Here is a 19,343-nt window from a genome sequence, read left to right as displayed (position 1 = left end):
GCGCCGCTAGCTCAGTTGGTTAGAGCAGCTGACTCTTAATCAGCGGGTCCGGGGTTCGAGTCCCTGGCGGCGCACGTCACACTGTGGGCCTTCTCGTCATCGGCGAGAGGGCCCACAGTCGTTCCGTAGTCCTCGCGGCCGGCCACGCCGGCCCCCCCGCCCCCGCGGCCGGGGATGGTCCCATCGGAGGTGGCGGTGCACGGTCGCGGAGTGGCGAGCGACATCCAGGAACGCATCAAGCGACTGATCATCTACGGGCGGCTGCCCTCCGGCTCCCCACTGCCCACCGAGACCGAGCTGATGGAGCTGATGGGCGTCAGCCGGAACTCGGTGCGCGAGGCCCTGAAGGCGCTCCAGGCGATGGGCATCGTGGAGGTCCGGCACGGTTTCGGCACCTATGTCGGCCCCATGTCGATGGCCCCCATGATCGAGGGCCTGACGTTCCGTACGGTCGCCGGGCACTACCGGGGCGAGGACAGCCTGCTCCAACTCCTCGAACTGCGCGAGGCCCTGGAGACCGGCCTGCTGGCCCGACTGGTCGGCCGGGTCCCGCAAAGCGACCTGACCGAGCTGGACGCGCTGGTGGGCCGGATGGAGCAGGAGGCGACGGACGGCCCGGTACGCGCCGACACGGACCGCGCCTTCCACACGGCGCTCTACCGCGGCCTGGACAACCAGCTCCTGAGCGAGGTGCTCGAAGCGTTCTGGGACGCTTTCCACCGGGTGCGTACGGATCTGGTGGACGGCGTCCCCGACCCCGCGGTGACCTGCGCCCAGCACCGCGAGATCCTGGCCGCGGTCCGCGCCGGCGACACCGCCCGGGCGGAGGCCGCGGTGCGCGACCATTTCGGCAACATCCGCGCCCGCTTGCGCGCGACGCCGCAGGTGCCCCGGGTCCCCCAGCAGTCCCCCGGCCCGCGCGCGGGCACACGGGGCGCGGGCACGCGGCGCGGCGGTACGGGGGACGGCTGACACACACGCCGGCCGGCCGCCCCCGGCCGCCCCACTCTCCGAGGCAGGGCCGACAGAAAGTCGTGATCATGAGTGAGGGAATCGAGTGGATACAAGATGTCTGGGCGCTCGGAAGGATTGACTACTACATCACTTGCGCCCGCGGGCTGAGCCCACAGGGACTGGTCGAGCGCATGACTGACCACGCGCCGGTGCAGATGCTTCCCGGCACGTTGACCGCCATCGAGGCAGCTCGCATGGTCGATCTCGACCAGGTGTACTGCGTCGCAAGAATCGGTGCTCACGGCGACTGGTCGTTCGTCGTAGAGTCCGGCGGCAGCGAAGGGTGCTTCCTGGACCCACAGGTGTCGGAGTCCGCAGAGGTGCTGGTCTTCGACCCACAGATGGACCATCCACCCCCTCAGTTCCGCTACCACCGCAACGGGGAACTCATCATCAACTCATCGCTGTTCGGCGTCGAACGCCTCGCCAGAGGGGCAGCCGACCTTGTCGCAGCGATGGAGCGAGTTGAAGAGACCGAGGACGAGCCGCAGGACCAGGTGCGTGGTTTGCTGCGCGTGATCGGGAAGCACTTCGATCTCAGTCTGCCGGAGGCGAACATTGTCGACGGTGCGCTACCTGCCCTCATCATGCGCACCTCAGCCCCGCGTTGTTGGTGAGGCCACGACGCGTCCGACGGTGAGGTCTGATGGGCGGCGTGCCCAACGGGCGCCGGGCGCCCGCCACTTCGGCGGCCGGCGACCGGCCGTGCGCGCTCGGCAGTACGTGGGCCGGGGCGGGGACCCGCGCGCCAGGCGGCGCGCCTAAGGTGTCGGCTGGACGGCGCGGACGGGCGGCGCGCGCGGCCGGGGCGAAGGGCCGCCGTGTGCTCCCGGCGTGCGGTCCGCCAGCACCGAACCGCCCACCGGGAGGACCGACCCATGCCCAGCCAACGCCTCATGCGCATCCACAGTCCCGAGTTCAAGGCCATGGCCGACCGGGTGCTTGAGGTCAGTGCGCTCACCTCGCGGCTGAACTGTCTGCCCTTCGACGACGAGGCGGGCAAGGCGGAGTTGTTGGCACAGATCCTCGGCCGGCCGCTGCCGGCGCGGGCGACGATCTATCCGCCGTTCTTCACCGACCACGGGCTCAGCATCGAACTCGGTGAACGCGTGTTCATCAACCAGAACTGCACGTTCCTGGACTACTCAGGCATCCGCATCGGCGCGCGCACGATGATCGGGCCGAAGGTCACCTTCATCACCAGCGGCCACCCGGTCGACCCGGAGGAGCGGCGGCACTACCTCACGGGGGCGCCGATCGACGTGGCCGAGAACGTGTGGATCGGCGCCGGGGCCACCATCCTGCCGGGGGTGAGCATCGGGCGGGACGCGGTGGTGGCGGCCGGTGCGGTGGTGGCCGACGACGTTCCGGCGGCGAGCCTGGTCACCGGGGTCAAAGCGGACGTGCAGCGACGGTGGTGATCGCGCCGGCGCTGGATACGCTGGGGGCGCCGGCACAGCGCCGTTCCGGCGTCCCAGAAAGCTCGTGTGTAACAGGAGACCGGCATGGCAGAGCGCAAGCCCATCGAGTCGTGGCTCACCGACATGGACGGCGTGCTGATGCACGAAGGCATCCCGGTGCCGGGCGCCGACGCGTTCATCAAGAAGCTGCGTGACTCGGCCAAGCCGTTCCTCGTACTGACCAACAACTCCATCTACACCGCCCGTGACCTGCACGCACGGCTGGCCCGGATGGGGCTTGAGGTGCCGGCCGAAAACATCTGGACCTCGGCGCTCGCGACCGCGAAGTTCCTGGACGACCAGCACCCGGGCGGCTCCGCGTACGTCATCGGCGAGGCGGGGCTGACCACGGCGCTGCACGACGTGGGCTACGTGCTCACCGACACCGAGCCCGATTTCGTGATCCTCGGCGAGACGCGTACGTACTCCTTCGAGGCCATGACGAAGGCCGTCCGGCTGATCAACGACGGGGCGCGGTTCATCGCGACCAACCCGGACGAGACGGGCCCGTCCGCCGAGGGTGCACTGCCCGCGACGGGCGCCGTGGCCGCGCTCATCACCAAGGCCACCGGCAAGGAGCCCTACTTCGTGGGCAAGCCGAACCCGCTGATGATGCGCACGGGCCTGAACACGATCGGCGCCCACTCCAAGACCAGCGCCATGATCGGCGACCGCATGGACACCGACGTCCTCGCCGGCCTCGAAGCGGGCATGGAAACCTTCCTCGTCCTGACCGGCCTGACCCAGGTGGAAGACCTGGGCAAGTTCCCGTACCGGCCCACGCACGTCAAGGATTCGATCGCGGATCTGGTGGAGCTGATCTAGCGGGTTCGTGGGGGCGGCCGGCTGCCGCGGGGCTGGGATGGCTGGCCGCTCGGGGGCTGGTCCCGGCCCCGGGGCGGCTCGGCTCCGGCCCCGGCTCGGCCCCGAACTGGCCCCGGTCCCGGCCCGGCATTACCTCGCGGGTAATCGCCGGGGCCCGGACCGGTGGCTACGTTTCGGGGGTGCCTCCCGCACGGGAGTCGCACCGCCGGAACACGGAAGGGGCTTCCATGTCCGCCTACGGCTTCGCGCATCTCCGCAGCCGCCGTCACCACCCCGACATCCTGGAGTACCTGGAGCGCATCCAGGCCACCCTCGACCCCTTCGACGGGCACTTCCTCATCCACGGCGCGCCGGCCGAGGTGCTGGAGGGGGAGTGGCCGGGCAGCATGGTGCTGATCGAGTTCCCCGACCTTCAGGCGGCGCGCGCCTGGTACGCGTCGCCCGCGTACCAGGCGATCCTGCGGCTGCGCAGCGACCACATCGAGGGCGACCTGGTGCTGATCGAGGGCGTGGGCCCGGCGTACGACCCCCGTGCGCGGGCCGCGAAGCTACGGGCCCAGGCGGAAGCGGCCGGGTGAGGGGCTGCGGGCCGGGCGCGTGTCGGCCGCCCCGGCTCGCCCCCTCGTACCAGCACCGCCCCACTCCCGCACGCACCCGCCCCCACGTCCACATGCATCATCCCCGCCCGCACCCCCCCCACGCACATCGGCCGCCCCGGCGGCGGGATGCCGGGGCGGCCGATGTGCGGGGCACGGCGGGCGGGGGTCGTACGGGCGGCGGGGCGGGCGTGGCTGCGGGGGCCCACCTCGCGGTGGGGCGCTCCCGGTCGTGGATCAGGTCCGTTCCTGCCTGACGGTGAGGCAAGCCCGCCCGTGAACCAGACCCGTTACCCGTACGTGACGGGCGGACGGGACCGCCCGCTCCCGCCTCCCCCGGAGAGATCCCCCCCCCGGGAGGGGAATCAGCTACCGGTCGCCGACTTCCACGCGTCGATGTACTCGCTGTAGTTCTCGTCGAAGTCCTGCCAGTCCGGCTTGAAGATCTCGACGCCCTTCATGATGGCGGCGAGGTCCTTCGCGTTCGGGTCGGTGGCGTCGACGTCGGCGCGGGCCGCGAAGCCGCCGCCGATGTGGCTGATCTGGCGCTGGGCGGTCTCGCTCAGCAGGTAGTCGAGGAGCTTCTTGCCGTTGTCGCTGTGCGGGGCCTTGTTGACCAGGCCGGCCGCGTACGGCAGGGCGAAGGTCGTGGGCTGGCCGCCCTTCTTGGCCGGGAACCAGATGCCCAGGTTGGGCATGGACTTGGACTGGGCGAAGTTCATCTGGACGTCGCCGTTGGAGACGAGCAGTTCGCCCTTGTCGACCTTGGGCGCGAGCTTGCTCGTCGAGGAGGACGGGCCGACGTTGTTGGACTGGAGGTCGCCGAGGTACTTCATGGCGGCGTCCTTGCCGCCGAAGTCGTGCATGGCCTTGATGACGACGGCGGTGCCGTCACCGGCGACGCCCGGCGTGGAGTACTGGAGCTTGTTCTTGTACTTGCCCTCCAGCAGCTCCTCCCACGTCTTCGGGGGCTGCTTGAGCTCCTGCTTGTTGTACGCGAACGAGAAGTAGTTGTTCACGACCGAGGTCCACTTGCCGTCCGGGTCCTTGTCCGTGGGGGCCACGGCCTTCGAGCCCTCGGGCGCGTACGAGGTGAGCAGGCCCTTCTTGTCGGCCTGCTGGATGAACGGCGGCAGCGTGATGAGCACGTCGGCCTGGGTGTTGGACTTCTCGCGGACGGCGCGCTGCACCATCTCGCCGGAGCCGCCCTCCACGTACTTGACCTTGATTCCGGTCTTCTTCTCGAAGTCCTTGAAGACGGTGTCGTACCAGCCGTTGCCGTCCTCGCCCTTGAGGCCGTCGGCGCTGTACACGGTGACGACCTTGGCGTTCTTGTCGGCGGTCTCGCTACAGCCGGCGAGGGTGCCGGCGAGGACGAGGGCGCCGCTGAGCGCCGCGACGGGCTTCAGGTAGCTGCGGGAGGTGGCGGGGGTAGCGGGGGTAGCCATGGGCTGTCTGTTCTCCGAGACGAGTGAGGGTGTGGAGGGTGTTGCTACGCGTGGGGGGACGTGGGTCGGCGGGTTCGGCCAGGTCAGAGGGGGTGCCCGGCGGGGTGGGCCGGGCCGTCGGGGGCTCGCGTCACCGGCGGGTGGGAGTGGTTCACCTCACCGGTAGGTGGCTCGGGTACGGATGCGGGAGACGGCCAGCAGGACCAGCAGCGTCGTCCCCATCAGCACCACCGCGACGGCGGAACCGGTGAACAGGGCACCCCGGTCGGTGGCGGTGAAGATGCGTACCGGCAGCGGCATCCAGTCCGGCGGGTACAGCATCATCGTGGCGCTCAGCTCACCCATCGACAGGGCGAAGCACAGGCCGGCCGCCGCCGTCAGCGACGGCAGCAACAGCGGCAGCTTGACCCGCCACAGCACCAGCCAGGGGCGGGCGCCGAGGCTGGCAGCGGCCTGTTCGTACGCCGGGTCCAGGCGGGTCAGGGCGGCTGAGACGGACTGGTAGGCGAAGGCCGTGACCAGCACGCCGTGGGCCAGGATGACGATCCAGCGGGTGCCGTTGAGCAGCATCGGCGGCTTGCTGAAGGCGACCAGCACGGCGAGGCCGACGACCACCGAAGGCACCGCGACCGGCAGCATGAACAGCGCGTCCAGCAGCCGCTTGCCGCGCCGCCGCAGCGTGGCCGCGGCCAGCGCCGCCCAGGTGCCGACGGCCAGCGCCAGTACGGAGGCGGTGAGCGCGGTGACCAGGCTGGTGGTCAGCGCCTGGAGGGATTCGCCGCGCAGCGCCGCATCGTAGTGCTGGGTGGTCGGCCCGGAGGGGAACGCGCCGCTCCAGTGGGTGGAGAAGGAGGCCGCGACGATCACCGCGAGCGGCAGCGCGAACAGCGGCAGGAACAGGGCGAAGAAGACGACCCAGGCGCTCCAGCGCCCCGTCTTGCTATGCACGAGCACGGCGCGCCCCCTTCCCGAGCCCGAGCCGCTTGGCTGACAGCGCCGACAGCGTCGACCCGCCGCCGCGCCCGGTGCGGGCGACCAGCGACCGGTAGAGGGCGAACAGGCCCACCGAGATGGCGATGTTGACGACGGCGACCACGCACGCGGACGGGTAGTCCGACTCCAGGATCGCTTCGCTGTAGACCAGCATCGGCAGCGTGGTGACGCCCTTGGCGCCGGTGAACAGCACGATGCCGAACTCGTTCAGGCACATCACCAGGACCAGGCTGCCGCCGGCGGCGAGCGCGGGCAGCGCCTCCGGCAGGATCACCTGCCGGATGATGCGCAGCGGCCGGGCGCCGAGCGAGGAGGCCACTTCGAGCTGCGCGGTCTCCATGCCGGCGAACGCGGCGAGCAGCGGGCGCATCACGAACGGCGTGAAGTAGGTGATCTCGGCGAGCAGCACGCCCCACGGCGTGTTGAGGAAGTTGAAGGGCCCGCTCGCCGCGCCCGTCGCGTCCGTCCACACCCCGTTGGCCATGCCGACGGTGCCGTAGATGAACAGCAGCGCCAGCGTGATCAGGAAGGACGGGAAGGAGAGGAAGACGTCGATGAACTTGGCGACCGCCTTGCCCCCGGGGAACGGCACGAACGCGATGATCAGCGCGAGGACGAAGCCGAGCACCAGACAGCCGATGGTGGCGCAGCCGGCGATCCACACCGTGGTCCACAGCGCCTCGCGGAACGCCTCGGACGCGAACACCTCGCGGTAGGGCGTCAGCGAGGTGCCGCCCTCCTCCGGGTGGAAGGACTGCTCGACGACGAGGTAGAGCGGATAGAGGAAGACCAGGCCGAGCACGGCGATCGGCGGCAGCGCCCACAACCAGCGGGTCAGCGTGACCGAGCGGGGGGTGCCGGGGCGCGCCGCGCGGGGCGTACGGGCCTGGCCGGGGGTGCGGGGGTCCGCGTGCGGGGCGGTGCTGGGGTCCGCGTGCGGGGCGGTGCTGGCGCTAGCCATCCGTCCCACCTCCCGCGCCGGGCGCGGCGCTCTTGGCGAGGGTCGGCGCGGCGGGGGTCTGGTCCGCGGTGGTCTGGCCGGCGGGGGCCAGGTCCGCGGGCGCCGAGGTGGCCGCGCCCACCGAGTCGACCGGCAGCAGCACCGCGTCCTGCGCCGCGAAGTGCAGCGTCACCTGATCCCCGAGCAACGGCGTGGTCCGCAGCTCCCTGACATCGGCCTTGAAGCGGTGACCTGCGACGTCCACGAACAACCGGTGCGTGGAGCCGCGCCACTGCACCTCGGCGACGGTGCCGCGCAGGGTGTTCTCGCCCTCGCCGAGGCCGACCAGGTGCGGCCGTACGCAGAGCGTGGCGGCGGCGCCCGGCGCCGGTCCGTCGCCCGGCGACGGTGCCACGGCCAGCGTGGTCCCGGCGAAGTCGACGCGCTCGGCGTCGGCGGCGACCGTGACCGGCAGCAGGTTGGCGTTGCCCACGAAGGACGCGGTGAACTCGGTGCGCGGGCGCCGGTACAGGTCCTGCGGGGTGCCGCAGTCCTGGAGCTGCGCCTTGTCCATGACCGCGATCCGGTCGGCCAGCGTCAGCGCCTCGACCTGGTCGTGGGTGACGTACAGGATCGACACGTCGGGCAACTCGCGGTGCAGCCGGGCGAGTTCGGCGAGCATGCCGGAGCGCAACTGCGCGTCGAGCGCGGACAGCGGCTCGTCGAGCAGCAGCACGCCGGGCCGGATGGCCAGCGCCCGGGCGATGGCCACCCGCTGCTGCTGGCCGCCGGAGAGCTCGCGCGGGTAGCGCCGCGCGTACGCGGCCATGCCGACCATCTCCAGCGCCTCGGCGACCCGGCCGGCGATCTCCCGGCGCGGCACCCGGTTGGCCTTCAGGCCGAAGGCCACGTTCTGCTCGACCCGCATGTGCGGGAAGAGCGCGTACTGCTGCACGACCATGCCGATGCCACGGCGGTGCGGCGGCAGCCCGGTCACGTCGCGCTCGCCGATGAACACCCGGCCGGAGACCGGCTGCACGAACCCGGCGACCGCCCGCAGCGCGGTGGTCTTGCCCGACCCGGAGGGGCCGAGCAGGGCCATCACCTCGCCGGGTTCGACGGTCAGGTCGAGCGAGTTCAGCGCGATGGACTCACCGCGCCTGCCGTACGCGACCGACACCTGCTCGAAGCGGATGCCGCTGGCCGGCGGCGTCTTGGGGCTCATGGCGCCGACCTCACGGAACCGTCGCCGACCGCGCCGGCGGCCGTGTCCGTACCGGCGGCCGTGCCCGCGGCGGCGCGCCCGGCCGCGTCGCCGCTCTCGTACGCGGCGATCAGCGCGGGCAGCGCGGCCACCGACGGCAGCACGTCGGTGGCGCCGGCCGCGTGGAGCTGGTCGGCCCGGTGCGCGCCGGTCAGCACGCCGGCGACCAGGGCGGCGCCGGAGCGGCTGCCGGAGAGCATGTCGTACGCGGTGTCGCCGGCCACCGCGATCTGCTGGACCCCGTCGGCGGCCGGGGTACGCAGCAGCGCGGCGAGCACCATGTCCGGGTAGGGCCGGCCGCGACCGCCCGCGTCGGCCGGGCACAGGGTCAGCGCGACCAGGTCCTGCCAGCCGAGCGCGGCGATGATCGCGTCCTGGGTGGGGCGGGCGAATCCGGTGCTGAGGACGACGGTGCGGCCCTGCGCGGTCAGCTCCTCGATGGCCTCGCGGGCGCCGGGCACCGGCGCGCAGTGGCCGGCGTCGACGAGTTCCGCGTACGCCGCCTCGAAGGCGGTGTTGGCGCGCTGGGCCCGTTCCTCGGTGCCGTACAGGTGCCGGAAGACGGAGATCTTGGACTCGCCCATGGTGGCGCGCACGTAGCCGAGCTGTTCGGCGTGCTCGGGGCTGCCGGGCGTGACGCCGAGTTCCTGGGCGGCGGCGCCGAAGGCCCGCTCGACCAGGCCGTCGTCGGCGACGGTGGTGCCGGCCATGTCGAGCACGACGAGCTTGACGGCGCGCTCGGCGGTGGAGCTGGCGGCGGGGGCAGCCGTCTCGTCGGCGCCGGGCGTGTCGTGCGTGTTCGCGTCGTACGTGTCGTGCGTGTTGTTCGCGTCGTGCGTGTGGGTCATCTCGGTCACCAGCCCAGTTCGTTCGCGGTGGTTTCGGCGATCGCCGGGGAACAGGTCATGCCGCGCCCGCCGGGCCCGGTCACCAGCCACACCCCGTCGGCCACCCGCTCCCGGTGCACCACGCGCGCGGTGTCGGTGCACTGGGCGTAGACGCCGGCCCAGCGGTGGCGGATGGCGGGCAGCGGGCGGCCGATGAGGCGCTCGACGACCCGGCTGAGGTGCTCGTACGGGTCCTCGACGACGTCGAAGCCGAACGGTTCGGCGTACTCGTGGGTGTCGCCGATGGTCAGGCCGCCGTCGGCGCGCTGCACCATCAGGAGTTGCATCTTGTGCTCGGCGGCCACCGGCGGCTGCTGCTGGGCGGCGGCCATGGCGTCGAGCGCGTCACCCCGGAAGGCCGGGTAGTAGCGGAAGCTGTCGGCGTCGGCGACGGAGGTGGTCAGCGCCTCGCCGAGCGGGGCGGTCTGCATCATCTGGAGCCGCACCCGGCGCACCGGCAGCTCCGGAACCAGCTCGCGGACCAGGCCGCCGAGCCAGGCGCCGGTGCACAGCACGACCGCATCGCCGGTGTGGGTGACGCCGTGGTCGTCGCGGACCGCGCCGGGCCCGGTGACCTCGCGGACCTCGCGCCCGCCGATGAAGGTGTACCGGCCGGAGGCCAACAGGGCTTCCTTCAGCGCGCGTTGGGCGACCCGCGGCTCCACCGCGCCGTCCCGCTCGCACCACAGCGCGCCGGCGAACTCGCCGCGCAGCGCCGGGTTGAGCGCGCGGGCCTCGGCGGCGTCGAGCAGCTTGTAGCCGCGCTCGGCCGCGTCCGGGAGCGCGAGCGCGGCCTCGGCGACGGCGAGCTCCGCGTCGTTGGTGACGATGGTCAGGGACCCGTTGGGCCGGAAGCCGAGCCCCGGCACCCGGGCGCCGATGCCCTCCCACAGCTCGCGGGCGCGCAGCGCGGTCTGCAACTCGACGCCGCCGGCCCGCCCGCTGACCCAGACCAGGCCGAAGTTACGGACCGAGGCGCCGCGGGCCTCGGCCTCGCGCTCGATGTGGACGACCTCGTGGCCGCGCTCTACTGCCTGCCAGGCGTGCATGGTGCCCACCACGCCGGCTCCGACGACTATGACTCGCATGCCCCAGACGGTCGCGGCGCCGCATGACCTCAATCCATCCGTGCGGCGACCACAAGGTGAACTCGGGCGCAAACATGGCCTAGACCCGTTATCTTTCCGTGATCTCAATCCTCTTCGCTTTGCGGGACTTGCGTCCCCGATGGGCGATCCGTCCGCGCCCTGACCGGCCTGGAAGCGGGCCCGACCCGTACGACCGGCCGGTGAACTGCGCCGGGCCGCCAGCGGGACGGCGGGGCGTCGGCACGGAGCGGACGGAGCGGAGATACGGGGCGAAACGCCGGGGTGGGGCGGGGTGCGCGTACGCGGGTTGCGGTACGGGACGGCGGGGCGGTGGGGCTGGCCGCGGGCCTCGCCGCGGGGCCGACCGTGGGCCTCGTGGTGGGCCGGTCGCGGGCCTTGCGGTGGGGCCAGCCGCGGGGCTGGCTGCCGGACCCGTCGCGGGGCCCGTCGCGCGCCCGGTTCAGCCCGTCGCCGAGCCCAGGTGGGCGGTGAAACTGAACCGGTCGCCGCGGTACAGCGACCGCACCCGCTCCAGCGGGCGCCGCACCGTGTCGCGGGAGAGCCGGTGGATGAGCAGCATCGGCAGCGCGGGCGGCGTACCGATCAGCAGCGCCTCCCGCGGGGTGGCGAGCACCGTCTCAAGCCGCTCGTCCGCGTCGCCGAAGCCGATGCCGAGCCGGTCGTGCAGATAGCCGTAGAAGGACGAGTCCGGCTCGAACTCGCTGTCCAACTTCGGCACCCGGTCCACCGCCACGTACGTGCTCTCCAACCCCATCCGCTCGTCATCGGCGAGCAACACGCGCTCCAGGTGCCACACCGGCGCCCCGCGCGCCACCTCCAACTCGACGGCCAGCCCCTCGGGGCACGGAAAGCGGTCGAGCGTGATGAGCGTACGGCCGGGCCTGCGGCCCTGTCGGCGCACGCCCTCGGTGTAGCTCGCCAGCGACAGCGGCTGCTCCAACTTCGGCCCGGCCACCACCGTGCCGCGCCCCATCCGCCGCAACCGCCCCTCAAGCAGCAGCTCGCGCAGCGCCTGACGCAGCGTCTCGCGCGAGACCGCGAACCGCACCGCCAGATCACGCTCGGTCGGCAACAGCTCCCCCTCCCCCAACTCGTCGAGCAGCGCCGCGACTTGGGTCTTCACGGCGTAGTACTTCGGGATGCGCCCGTGTTCCGGGACGCCCGCTCTGATGGGTGCGCCAGGTGCCTGGTCGTTCGGGTATTCCACGCGGCGATCCTCGCACTACGCCGCGGTACACAGGGAAAGGCCAGGTGACGCGGGGGCGTACCGCACGTCACGGTGATATGGCGGGCATGTCGGGGGATGGGGTGGGTTTTTGGAGGACCAGGCCAGGATCAGATCAGGACCAGGTCAGGATCAGATCAGCTCCGGATCGGGCCCGGCTCAGACCAGGACCGGGGCAGGCCGAGGTCAGCAGATCAGCCGTTTGACCTGCGGGTTCGCCATACGAGCAAGCCGCCCGTGAGCGTCAGCCCGAGGCCGCCGGCGGCGTACCCCCACCGTGCGGCGGGGCCGGTGGCGGCGAGTTGGGGCGGCCCGGCGCGGCCCTCGTCGCGGGGGTCGGCCGGACCGTCGCCCGGGCGACCCGCGGCCGAGTCCGCCGGGCCCGTACCGGCCCCGTCACCGCCCACGGCCCCCCGACCGTCGCCGTCGCGATCACCAGCACCAGCACCGTCGGCATCGGCACCACCATCGGCGACACCGGCACCGTCCCCCGGCTCGGCGCGGCCCGGCTCGGGTTCCGGGGCGCGGCCGGGCCCGTCACCGTCACCATCACCGTCACCGCGGGAGCCATCACCGGCCCGGGGCGGCTCGACGGTGAAGCGGTACGTGCCGGACTGGCCGCCCCAGTCCCCGTCCTCGTACTGCCGCTGCATGGTGGTGACCGCGGCGGACGCCGGCCCGGTGGGCGCGTCGGCGGTGAACCTGACCCGGGTCCGTACGGTCACCGTCTTCCCCGCAGGCACCACGAACCCCTTGAACCGCGGCACCCGGCCCCGGCCGCCGCCGTCGAAGACCCCGACGTTCTCGTCCTCGTCGGTGGTCTCGAAGCGGACCGCGCGCCAGCGCCGCTCGTACGGATCGTGGAACTCGACCCGTACCTGGTCCGGCCGCAGCGCGCGGCCCCGGTCGGCGAAGAGCAGCACGGGGTGGATGGCGGCGCAGGCCACGCGGGTGGTGTTGTGCAGTTCGAGCCGCCACGGCCGCCAGTCGTCGCCGGCCCGGTACGCGTCGGGCCCGGCGTGCAGCCTGGTCCCGATCGGGAACCCGGACTGCGAGGCGTCCCCGCACTCCGGGGCTGCCGCCACGACCCGCCACGCAGCGCCCGCCGCGGGCCCGCCCCCGACGGCCGAGGCCCCCGGCGCCCCCGCGAACACCCCCACGGCGACCAGCGCCCCGACGCCGATCGCGAGCGCGGGGCGGGTACGGGGGGCGGGGGCGGATTGGCGGGCGGGCACGGCGCGTCGGGCCGCGGCGCGCCCGCGGGTGCCGGGCCCGGTGGTGCCAGTGGCGCCAGTGGTGCCAGTGGTGCCGGTGGTGCCACAGGGGCCAGGGGTGTCGCAGCGGCCGGGGGTTTCACGGGCCGTGGTGGGGTGGGGGCCGGCGCCGGCGGCCGGCGCGGGCCCCGGGGAGCGCCGTCGCTTGCGGGACGGGACGTTGCGCGAAGGCATGGGCTGACCTTTGCTTTCGGGTTCTCCTTCGACACGGGGAACCTTCCACGCGAGGCGGCACACCCCACCTGGCGGCACCGCCCCGCCCGTACGCCGCGCCGCAATCCCGCCCGATCGGCCGATCCGGACCCCACCATTGGAGGCAACCGGCCGGGCGCCGGGCCGCACCGGGCTCGGGTGGTCAGTTGCGCTCGGGCAACCGCATTGCCAGAGTTCCTGGGCATGGATCCCAACCCGGGCCACACCCCCGCCGCTCCTTCCGGCCCCGCGGCCCCCGCGGCCCCGCCCGCCCTCGCGCCCACCCCCGCCGAAGCCCCCGTACGGCCGCCGCTGACGCGTCGCGGGCCGCTGCGGGTCGGCTTGGTCGGGTACGGGCTGGCCGGGTCGGTCTTTCACGCGCCGCTGATCAGCGCGGTCGACGGGCTGGCCCTGCACACCGTCGTCACCTCGCGCGCCGAGCGGCAGCAGGCGGCCCTGGACGCTCACCCGGGGCTGCGGGCCGTGGCCACCACCGATGAACTCCTCACCCAGGCACGGGAGTTGGACCTCATTTCCATCGCCTCGCCGAACCGTACGCACGTCGCGCTGGCCCGCGCGGCGCTCGCCGCCGGGGTGTCGGTCGTCATCGACAAGCCGCTCGCCGCGACCGCGGCCGAGGCGCGCGAACTCACCGCACTGGCCGAGGCGCGCGGCCTACTGCTGAGCGCGTTCCACAACCGCCGCTGGGACAACGACTTCCGCACCGTCGCCCGACTCGTCGCCGACGGCACCCTCGGCGACGTGCAGCGCTTCGAGTCCCGCTTCGAACGCTGGCGCCCGCAGCCCAAGGGTGGCTGGCGGGAGTCCGGCGACCCGGCCGACATCGGCGGCCTGCTCTACGACCTGGGGAGCCATCTGGTCGATCAGGCGCTGACCCTGTTCGGGCCGGTGACGGCGGTGTACGCGGAGTGCGACGTGCGCCGCCCCGGTGCCGAGGCCGACGACGACACCTTCCTGGCCCTCCACCACGCCAGCGGCGTCCGCTCCCATCTGTGGGCCAGCGCCACCACCGCCCAACTCGGCCCGCGTTTCCGGGTGTTGGGCAGCAGGGCGGGTTACGTGAAGTACGGGCTCGACCCGCAGGAAGCGGCGCTGCGCGAGGGCCGCCGCCCCGGCGCGGACGGCGCCGCGTGGGGCGTGGAGCCCGAGTCGTGCTGGGGCCGGATCGGGTCGGGCGAGTCCCCGCTGTCCGGCGGCGGCGAACCGGTGCCGACCGAGCCGGGCGACTACCCCGCGTACTACGCGGCGGTCGAACGCGCCCTGCGCACCGGCGGCCCCGCCCCGGTCACCGGAGCCCAGGCCGCCGCAACCCTGGCCGTCCTGGAGGCGGCCCGCCGCGCGGCGACCGAGTCCCGCCCCATCACCCTGGACACACCCTGACCTCCACCCCTACCCGCGGCCGGGCTCCGGCCCCAACTCCGGCCCCGTGCAGCCGACTTGTCCCGCACCAGCCGCAGAACCGGAACCCACTCCAGCCCCAGGCTCAGCCCCAGCCCCAGCCCCAGCCCCCGGCACGTCCCAATCGGCCAACACCTCGGCGTCCGGCCGGCCGTCCGCCTCCTGCGGGCCGAGCAGGCTGACGCCGAGTGCGACCGCCAGGTTCACACCCAACGCGAGCAACCCCGCATTGACCCCCCACAGCGGATCGCGGTCGGTGAAGACCAACACCGACACCAGGGTGGCCCCCACCACCAGCCCGCCGAGCGCCCCGCACCACGTCATCCGCCGCCACACCAACCCGAGCAGCAGCATCGGTACGAGCTGTGCCATGCCCTCGTACGAGATCAGCGACAGCCGTACGAGGGTGTTGGGCGCGGTGTAGGTGAGGAGCAGGGCGAGCGCGCCGGCGAGGACGACGACCACCTGGGAGCCGAGCTTCTGCCGGCTGGCCAGGCGGGGTACCAGGCCGAGTACGCTGCGGCCCCACATGGTGCCGATGACCAGCATGAACACCGCCATCGGCACGATGGACGACAGCGCGGCTGCCACCCCGATCAACCCCACGGCCCACGCCGGCAGCGAGTCCACCACCAGCTTGAACAACGCCAGGTTGGACTCCGCGCCGACCAACCCGGGCACCACGAACAGCGCGGCCATGCCGAGCAGCATGGGGACGAGCAACAGCACGTTGTAGACGGGCAGGGCGATGGCGTTGCGGCGCAGGGTGTCGGCGCTGCGGGCGCCGAGGTAGCCGGCGACGGTGGTCGGGAAGATGACCACGGTCAGCGAGTTGAGGAAGCTGGTCGAGACGAACCAGCCCTGGTCGAGCCCGCCCGACGCGTGCCCGGGGAACGTCAGCCACTCTCCCTTCTCCGTGACGAGTCGGTCGAAGAAGTCCCCGTACCCGCCGAAGTAGTGCACCGGCACGTACACCGCCAGGAACCCGAGCGTGCCGATGACCAGCACGTCCTTCAGCACCGACACCCAGGCGCTGCCGCGCAGCCCGCTGACCACGACGAACCCGGTGGTGACGGCGAAGGCCAGGAAGTACGCCCAGTTCAGGCTGATCGCCCCGTACGAGATGGTGGAGACGACCACGCCCATGCCGGTGATCTGCAACTGGATGTAGGGCAGCAGGCACACCGTCGCCCCGATCGCGACCAGCGCGCCGAGCCAGGGCCTGCCGTACCGGTGCGCGACCATGTCGGTGATCCCGACCAGCCCGTGCCGGCGCGCGTACCCCCACAGCATCGGCCCGACGAGGTAGCCGACGGCGTAGCCGCAGGACATGTACGCGATGACGTACAGCACCGGCGCACCGTAGTTGTAACCCCAGCCTGCGGCACCCAGATAGCTGAAACTGGTGTAACCCTCGCCGGCCATCAGCACCCAGATGAAGACGGTCCCCAGACTGCGCCCACCCACTGACCAGTCGGCAAGTCCGCCGCCCTGCTCGCCGCCGGCCGCCCGCCCGACCCGCACGGACAGCAGCCCGAGCGCCACGGTGAGCACCATGAAGCCGGCGAAGACGGAGGTGGCCACGGCGGCATCGGCACTCATGCCCGCCCCCGCTTCCGGTCATCGCGCCAGGTGAGCCACACCCCGACGGGCGTGGCGAGCGTGGCCACCACCATCCAGAAGACCAGGAACGGCACCCCGAACACGGTCGGATGCACCCGATTGACCAGCGGCAACGCCCCCAGGTACAGCACGTAGGGGGTGAGCAGCCACAGCAGTGATCGACGTCGCAACACGGCGTCTGACCCTACTAGAAAAGGTGAGCTCGATACTCGCCGCTGTTTTTCGTACCGAATATCCCCGACCGCTCCGGGGGCGCCGGCGAGGGGGCCGGCAGTCGACGCCGGAAGGCTTCGCGGACGCCACGGCAATTCCAGCCGAACGCGCACAACTCCTGTATGCCTCCACGTATATGACGCCATACGATTTTGGACTTAGACGCGGTGGTTCGCTGGTCATAGCGTCATGGGTGTTCGCGCCGGTAGACCAAGCGAGGAGAGCTCGTCATGGGCGTCAGCCATCTGGAATCCGCGGCCACGCACCCCAAGAAGCGGAGAATTCCGCTGGGGAGCGGAAGCAAACGGGCGACCTTTGCGAAGTGCCTTGCCGTTTCTCTGGCCGCCGCCACGGCCGGCTTCTGCACCCTGGGCACCGCGGGCGCCCAGACCCCGGAGAAGAAACAAGCGGAGACCGTCGAAATCAATTTCCACAACGAGCAGTACGCGGATACCGACCTCCCCCCGGCGGGGCCCAGCCTGGGAGACATGAACTCCTATTCCGGCACCCTCTTCGAGGACGGCCGGAACGTCGGAATCGGCGGCGGCACCTGCCACGCCGTGCGCCTCGACGGCGCGAAGACGACCATGCAGTGTCTGGTCACCCTGGAACTCGACCGGGGCTCGCTGACCATGCAGTCGCTCGCGGTGAAGGGTGCCAACTCGGTGGAGATGGCCATCACCGGCGGCACGGGCGTCTACGACAACGCGCGGGGCACGGTGCGCTACTGGGACATCGGTTCCCCGAACGAGATGTTGCGGGCGACCATCGTGCGCTGACCGGTACGGCGCTCCGGCGTCGGCACGTCACGGCCACCCCGCGCCAGCAGCCCTGCCCCGCCACACGGGAAGAGTGAGGGGCCGCTGACGCGGGGCGGCGCCGTGCTGAGTGCCTGTGTCACATCCTCGTTCCGCAGGTCACGGTCTTCCGCCCCGGCTAGTCGGCCTGGAGGACGAAGAACAGGAAGCACAGGAAGCGGGGCTTGGCCGCGATGACCTCGGGGAACATCTCGCGGGCAGCAGGATCAGGCTCCGGCTCGCTGATGGCCGTGATCCGGAAACCGGCCCCGGTGAAAGCCTCGATCATCGCGTGCAGCGGCCTGTTCCAGCGACTCACCAGGGCGGTGTGGCCGCCCACGGTCCACTCCACGGTCCAGTTGGTGGTGTCGAAGTAGTTGCACTCGGCTTCACGGCCGGCCTCGCGGTGGATGAGGTTGACCGCGAAGGGGTGGTCGACGGAAACGATCAGCCGGCCGCCGGGCTTGAGTGTGCGTCGCAGCTCGGCCAGCGCCGGCCCCCAGTCCTCCAGGTAGTGCAGCACCAGGGACGCGACTACATCGTCGAACGTGTCATCAGGGTAAGGAAGGGGGCTGCCCAGGTCCGTCACCCGCAGGTCCGCACCGTCGCCGAGCCGCTGCCGGGCCAGTTGCAGCATCTCGGCACTCGCGTCGAAGCCGCTCACAAGGGCGCCACGGTCGCGCAGCGCGGCAAACAGCGGCCCCGAGCCACAGCCGGCGTCGAGGATCCGCCGACCGGCCACGTCTCCAGCGAGCGCCAGCATCGCGGGCCGCTCGTAGTAGGCGTTGACCAGGTTGGTTTCGTTCGCAGCCGTGTACGCCTCGGCGAAGCCGTTGTAGTCGTTGGCCTTCGACGGATCCCCACTCACTGCGGACGGCGAGGCCAGCCTGGTGGAAATCGTGTGCTCTTGGCGCTCGCTTGAGGTCATGGTGCGGGAGACGTGTGCTTGCAGCGGTTCGGTTCCTGGCCGATCCGGCGGCCGGCAGCCGGCCGGCGGAGGTGGCCGCCGGGCTGGGGTGTGGGGTGGCCCGGTGCGCGCGGCGCGCGGGCGGCAGCGGGGCGCGGGCGGCAGCGGCGCGCGGGCGGCAGCGGGGCCCGTTCCCGCCGCGGGACCCGTCCCGCCACCCGGTCCTTACCTTCGCCGCATGGATGACGCCGAACATTCCAAGTCCGACGGGACAGACGGCCCTCCGACCGGGCCCGGCGGCCTATGGCAGCACCCCGTCCCCCCGCTCTCGTACCAGGCATCTCCCCTGGGCTACTGGATGCCCGCGCCCCGCCCCGGCACGTCGTTCCCGCGGGCCCACGCGGCGGCTGCCGTGTGGTACGCGCCGATCGCGCCACTCGCACTCATGGCCGGTCTAGAGGATCCACATACCCTGCACAGCCTCCTGCCCATCCTCATGATCGGTTTCAGCATCATGATCTGCGCGGGTGCACTCCTGGTCTGGTGGGCCACGCACTCACGCCCCTGCAAGTTCTGGCAGCTCGTCTTGATCGCGCTGCCGATGGACGTGATCGCCTTGGTCGCCCTGGAGTTCTTCCGCCAGCCCACCCCCGGTACGTACTGACCTGACCCCGCCCCTCAACTCACCACCCGAGTCACCGTATAGATCAACAGCCCCGCCAACGCCCCGACCACCGTGCCGTTGATGCGGATGAACTGGAGGTCGCGGCCGATGTGGGCCTCGATCTTGCGGGAGGTGTGGTCGGCGTCCCAGCCGGCGACCGTGTCGGTGATCAGGGACGTGATCTCGCGGCGGTAGGTGGTGACCACGTACACCGCCGCGTCCTCCAGCCAGCCGTCCACCTTGCGTTGCAGGGTCGGGTCGGTGGCCATGCGGGTGCCCAGGGAGAGGATGGCCGCGCGGGCGCGGAGGCGGAGTTCGCTGCGTTCGTCGTCGGCCGCGGCGACGATCATCGAGCGGACCGAGCCCCAGGCCGAGGCGATCAGGTCCTGCACCTCGCCGCGGCCAAGGACCTCGCTCTTGAGGCGTTCCACCCGGGCCCTGGTGTCCGGGTCGGACTGGAGGTCGCGGGCGAAGTCGGCCAGGAAGCGGTCGA

General features: G+C 72.1%; 20 protein-coding genes and 1 tRNA gene. 9 read left to right on the top strand and 12 right to left on the bottom strand.

From position 1 onward, the window contains the following. From AAHZ94_RS10050 to AAHZ94_RS10025, 6 genes are all read left to right on the top strand, one after another. Positions 1–74 (top strand) — tRNA-Lys (locus AAHZ94_RS10050). Between the two features lie 100 nt (positions 75–174). Beyond that, the gene (locus AAHZ94_RS10045; RefSeq protein WP_349992321.1) at positions 175–972 is read left to right on the top strand and encodes a FadR/GntR family transcriptional regulator; all 798 of its coding nucleotides are present in this window, start codon (positions 175–177) and stop codon (positions 970–972) included. 68 nt (positions 973–1,040) lie between these two features. After that, a complete protein-coding gene (locus AAHZ94_RS10040) occupies positions 1,041–1,631 on the top strand; it encodes a DUF6461 domain-containing protein (RefSeq protein ID WP_349992319.1) in 591 nt (196 codons plus the stop codon). 261 nt (positions 1,632–1,892) lie between these two features. Then, positions 1,893–2,435 carry a DapH/DapD/GlmU-related protein gene (locus tag AAHZ94_RS10035; protein ID WP_349992318.1) on the top strand — a complete coding sequence of 181 codons (543 nt, stop codon included), beginning with the start codon at positions 1,893–1,895 and terminating at the stop codon, positions 2,433–2,435. A gap of 84 nt (positions 2,436–2,519) precedes the next feature. After that, positions 2,520–3,299, top strand: coding sequence for an HAD-IIA family hydrolase (locus AAHZ94_RS10030; protein WP_349992317.1), 780 nt, complete (start codon positions 2,520–2,522; stop codon positions 3,297–3,299). 227 nt (positions 3,300–3,526) lie between these two features. Next, positions 3,527–3,877, top strand: coding sequence for a DUF1330 domain-containing protein (locus AAHZ94_RS10025; RefSeq protein WP_349992316.1), 351 nt, complete (start codon positions 3,527–3,529; stop codon positions 3,875–3,877). A 383-nt stretch (positions 3,878–4,260) separates the two neighbouring features. Here the strand turns inward: AAHZ94_RS10025 and AAHZ94_RS10020 are convergent, their stop codons facing one another. The 8 genes from AAHZ94_RS10020 to AAHZ94_RS09985 form a co-directional block, all read right to left on the bottom strand. Beyond that, complete coding sequence (locus AAHZ94_RS10020; RefSeq protein WP_349992315.1) at positions 4,261–5,343, bottom strand: 2-aminoethylphosphonate ABC transporter substrate-binding protein; 1,083 nt, start codon at positions 5,341–5,343, stop codon at positions 4,261–4,263. Positions 5,344–5,499: 156 nt separating this feature from the next. Further along, on the bottom strand, positions 5,500–6,297 hold the full coding sequence (locus AAHZ94_RS10015; protein WP_349992314.1) for an ABC transporter permease: 798 nt from the start codon (positions 6,295–6,297) through the stop codon (positions 5,500–5,502). Beyond that, positions 6,284–7,297 carry a 2-aminoethylphosphonate ABC transporter permease subunit gene (locus AAHZ94_RS10010; protein ID WP_349992312.1) on the bottom strand — a complete coding sequence of 338 codons (1,014 nt, stop codon included), beginning with the start codon at positions 7,295–7,297 and terminating at the stop codon, positions 6,284–6,286. Before AAHZ94_RS10010 ends, AAHZ94_RS10015 begins: the two co-directional genes overlap by 14 nt. After that, on the bottom strand, positions 7,290–8,501 hold the full coding sequence (locus tag AAHZ94_RS10005; protein ID WP_349992310.1) for an ABC transporter ATP-binding protein: 1,212 nt from the start codon (positions 8,499–8,501) through the stop codon (positions 7,290–7,292). The genes AAHZ94_RS10010 and AAHZ94_RS10005 overlap by 8 nt, the downstream gene beginning before the upstream one ends. Further along, complete coding sequence (locus tag AAHZ94_RS10000) at positions 8,498–9,250, bottom strand: HAD family hydrolase (protein ID WP_502964629.1); 753 nt, start codon at positions 9,248–9,250, stop codon at positions 8,498–8,500. The genes AAHZ94_RS10005 and AAHZ94_RS10000 overlap by 4 nt, the downstream gene beginning before the upstream one ends. 143 nt (positions 9,251–9,393) lie before the next feature. After that, on the bottom strand, positions 9,394–10,515 hold the full coding sequence (locus AAHZ94_RS09995; protein WP_349992306.1) for a TIGR03364 family FAD-dependent oxidoreductase: 1,122 nt from the start codon (positions 10,513–10,515) through the stop codon (positions 9,394–9,396). Positions 10,516–10,975: 460 nt separating this feature from the next. Beyond that, a complete protein-coding gene (locus AAHZ94_RS09990) occupies positions 10,976–11,743 on the bottom strand; it encodes a GntR family transcriptional regulator (protein WP_349992303.1) in 768 nt (255 codons plus the stop codon). A gap of 212 nt (positions 11,744–11,955) precedes the next feature. After that, positions 11,956–12,846 (bottom strand): hypothetical protein, encoded by an 891-nt coding sequence (locus AAHZ94_RS09985; protein ID WP_349992301.1) that lies wholly within the window; start codon positions 12,844–12,846, stop codon positions 11,956–11,958. A gap of 585 nt (positions 12,847–13,431) precedes the next feature. Between AAHZ94_RS09985 and AAHZ94_RS09980 the strand changes: the two genes are divergently transcribed. Continuing rightward, positions 13,432–14,628: a Gfo/Idh/MocA family protein gene (locus tag AAHZ94_RS09980; RefSeq protein WP_349992299.1), complete on the top strand. Its 1,197-nt coding sequence runs from the start codon at positions 13,432–13,434 to the stop codon at positions 14,626–14,628. Positions 14,629–14,637: 9 nt separating this feature from the next. Here the strand turns inward: AAHZ94_RS09980 and AAHZ94_RS09975 are convergent, their stop codons facing one another. Both AAHZ94_RS09975 and AAHZ94_RS09970 read right to left on the bottom strand, forming a co-directional pair. Beyond that, positions 14,638–16,248 carry a sodium:solute symporter family protein gene (locus AAHZ94_RS09975; RefSeq protein WP_349992298.1) on the bottom strand — a complete coding sequence of 537 codons (1,611 nt, stop codon included), beginning with the start codon at positions 16,246–16,248 and terminating at the stop codon, positions 14,638–14,640. After that, on the bottom strand, positions 16,245–16,442 hold the full coding sequence (locus tag AAHZ94_RS09970; protein WP_349992296.1) for a DUF3311 domain-containing protein: 198 nt from the start codon (positions 16,440–16,442) through the stop codon (positions 16,245–16,247). The genes AAHZ94_RS09975 and AAHZ94_RS09970 overlap by 4 nt, the downstream gene beginning before the upstream one ends. Before the next feature lie 270 nt (positions 16,443–16,712). On the opposite strand from AAHZ94_RS09970, the gene AAHZ94_RS09965 reads away from it, so the two are divergent. After that, a complete protein-coding gene (locus AAHZ94_RS09965; RefSeq protein WP_349992294.1) occupies positions 16,713–17,261 on the top strand; it encodes an allene oxide cyclase barrel-like domain-containing protein in 549 nt (182 codons plus the stop codon). Between the two features lie 157 nt (positions 17,262–17,418). On the opposite strand, the gene AAHZ94_RS09960 is transcribed toward AAHZ94_RS09965, so the two are convergent. Further along, positions 17,419–18,207: a class I SAM-dependent methyltransferase gene (locus tag AAHZ94_RS09960; RefSeq protein WP_349992292.1), complete on the bottom strand. Its 789-nt coding sequence runs from the start codon at positions 18,205–18,207 to the stop codon at positions 17,419–17,421. Positions 18,208–18,424: 217 nt separating this feature from the next. Here AAHZ94_RS09960 and AAHZ94_RS09955 point away from each other — a divergent pair, with 217 nt between their 5' ends. Further along, positions 18,425–18,850 carry a hypothetical protein gene (locus AAHZ94_RS09955; protein ID WP_349992290.1) on the top strand — a complete coding sequence of 142 codons (426 nt, stop codon included), beginning with the start codon at positions 18,425–18,427 and terminating at the stop codon, positions 18,848–18,850. Positions 18,851–18,864: 14 nt separating this feature from the next. On the opposite strand, the gene AAHZ94_RS09950 is transcribed toward AAHZ94_RS09955, so the two are convergent. After that, a partial coding sequence (locus tag AAHZ94_RS09950) for a DUF445 family protein (protein WP_349992289.1) occupies positions 18,865–19,343 on the bottom strand: 479 nt, incomplete at its 5' end.

Origin of the sequence: Streptomyces sp. HSW2009 (assembly GCF_040240285.1) — a bacterium.
In the GTDB taxonomy this organism is placed as follows: Bacteria; Actinomycetota; Actinomycetes; order Streptomycetales; family Streptomycetaceae; genus Streptomyces.
Note: the sequence above shows the minus strand (reverse complement) of the source record. Positions and strands in the feature narration are given on the sequence as shown.

Bases quoted from the DNA above. Each gene is read 5' to 3' on its own strand.
- AAHZ94_RS09965 (WP_349992294.1), top strand. From the start codon at position 16,713: ATGGGCGTCAGCCATCTGGAATCCGCGGCCACGCACCCCAAGAAGCGG.
- AAHZ94_RS10040 (WP_349992319.1), top strand. From the start codon at position 1,041: ATGAGTGAGGGAATCGAGTGGATACAAGATGTCTGGGCGCTCGGAAGG.
- AAHZ94_RS09980 (WP_349992299.1), top strand. From the start codon at position 13,432: ATGGATCCCAACCCGGGCCACACCCCCGCCGCTCCTTCCGGCCCCGCG.
- AAHZ94_RS09955 (WP_349992290.1), top strand. From the start codon at position 18,425: ATGGATGACGCCGAACATTCCAAGTCCGACGGGACAGACGGCCCTCCG.
- AAHZ94_RS10005 (WP_349992310.1), bottom strand. From the start codon at position 8,501: ATGAGCCCCAAGACGCCGCCGGCCAGCGGCATCCGCTTCGAGCAGGTG.
- AAHZ94_RS10020 (WP_349992315.1), bottom strand. From the start codon at position 5,343: ATGGCTACCCCCGCTACCCCCGCCACCTCCCGCAGCTACCTGAAGCCC.
- AAHZ94_RS10035 (WP_349992318.1), top strand. From the start codon at position 1,893: ATGCCCAGCCAACGCCTCATGCGCATCCACAGTCCCGAGTTCAAGGCC.
- AAHZ94_RS09960 (WP_349992292.1), bottom strand. From the start codon at position 18,207: ATGACCTCAAGCGAGCGCCAAGAGCACACGATTTCCACCAGGCTGGCC.
- AAHZ94_RS10010 (WP_349992312.1), bottom strand. From the start codon at position 7,297: ATGGCTAGCGCCAGCACCGCCCCGCACGCGGACCCCAGCACCGCCCCG.
- AAHZ94_RS09975 (WP_349992298.1), bottom strand. From the start codon at position 16,248: ATGAGTGCCGATGCCGCCGTGGCCACCTCCGTCTTCGCCGGCTTCATG.
- AAHZ94_RS10030 (WP_349992317.1), top strand. From the start codon at position 2,520: ATGGCAGAGCGCAAGCCCATCGAGTCGTGGCTCACCGACATGGACGGC.
- AAHZ94_RS10025 (WP_349992316.1), top strand. From the start codon at position 3,527: ATGTCCGCCTACGGCTTCGCGCATCTCCGCAGCCGCCGTCACCACCCC.
- AAHZ94_RS10000 (WP_502964629.1), bottom strand. From the start codon at position 9,250: ATGGCCGGCACCACCGTCGCCGACGACGGCCTGGTCGAGCGGGCCTTC.
- AAHZ94_RS09995 (WP_349992306.1), bottom strand. From the start codon at position 10,515: ATGCGAGTCATAGTCGTCGGAGCCGGCGTGGTGGGCACCATGCACGCC.
- AAHZ94_RS10045 (WP_349992321.1), top strand. From the start codon at position 175: ATGGTCCCATCGGAGGTGGCGGTGCACGGTCGCGGAGTGGCGAGCGAC.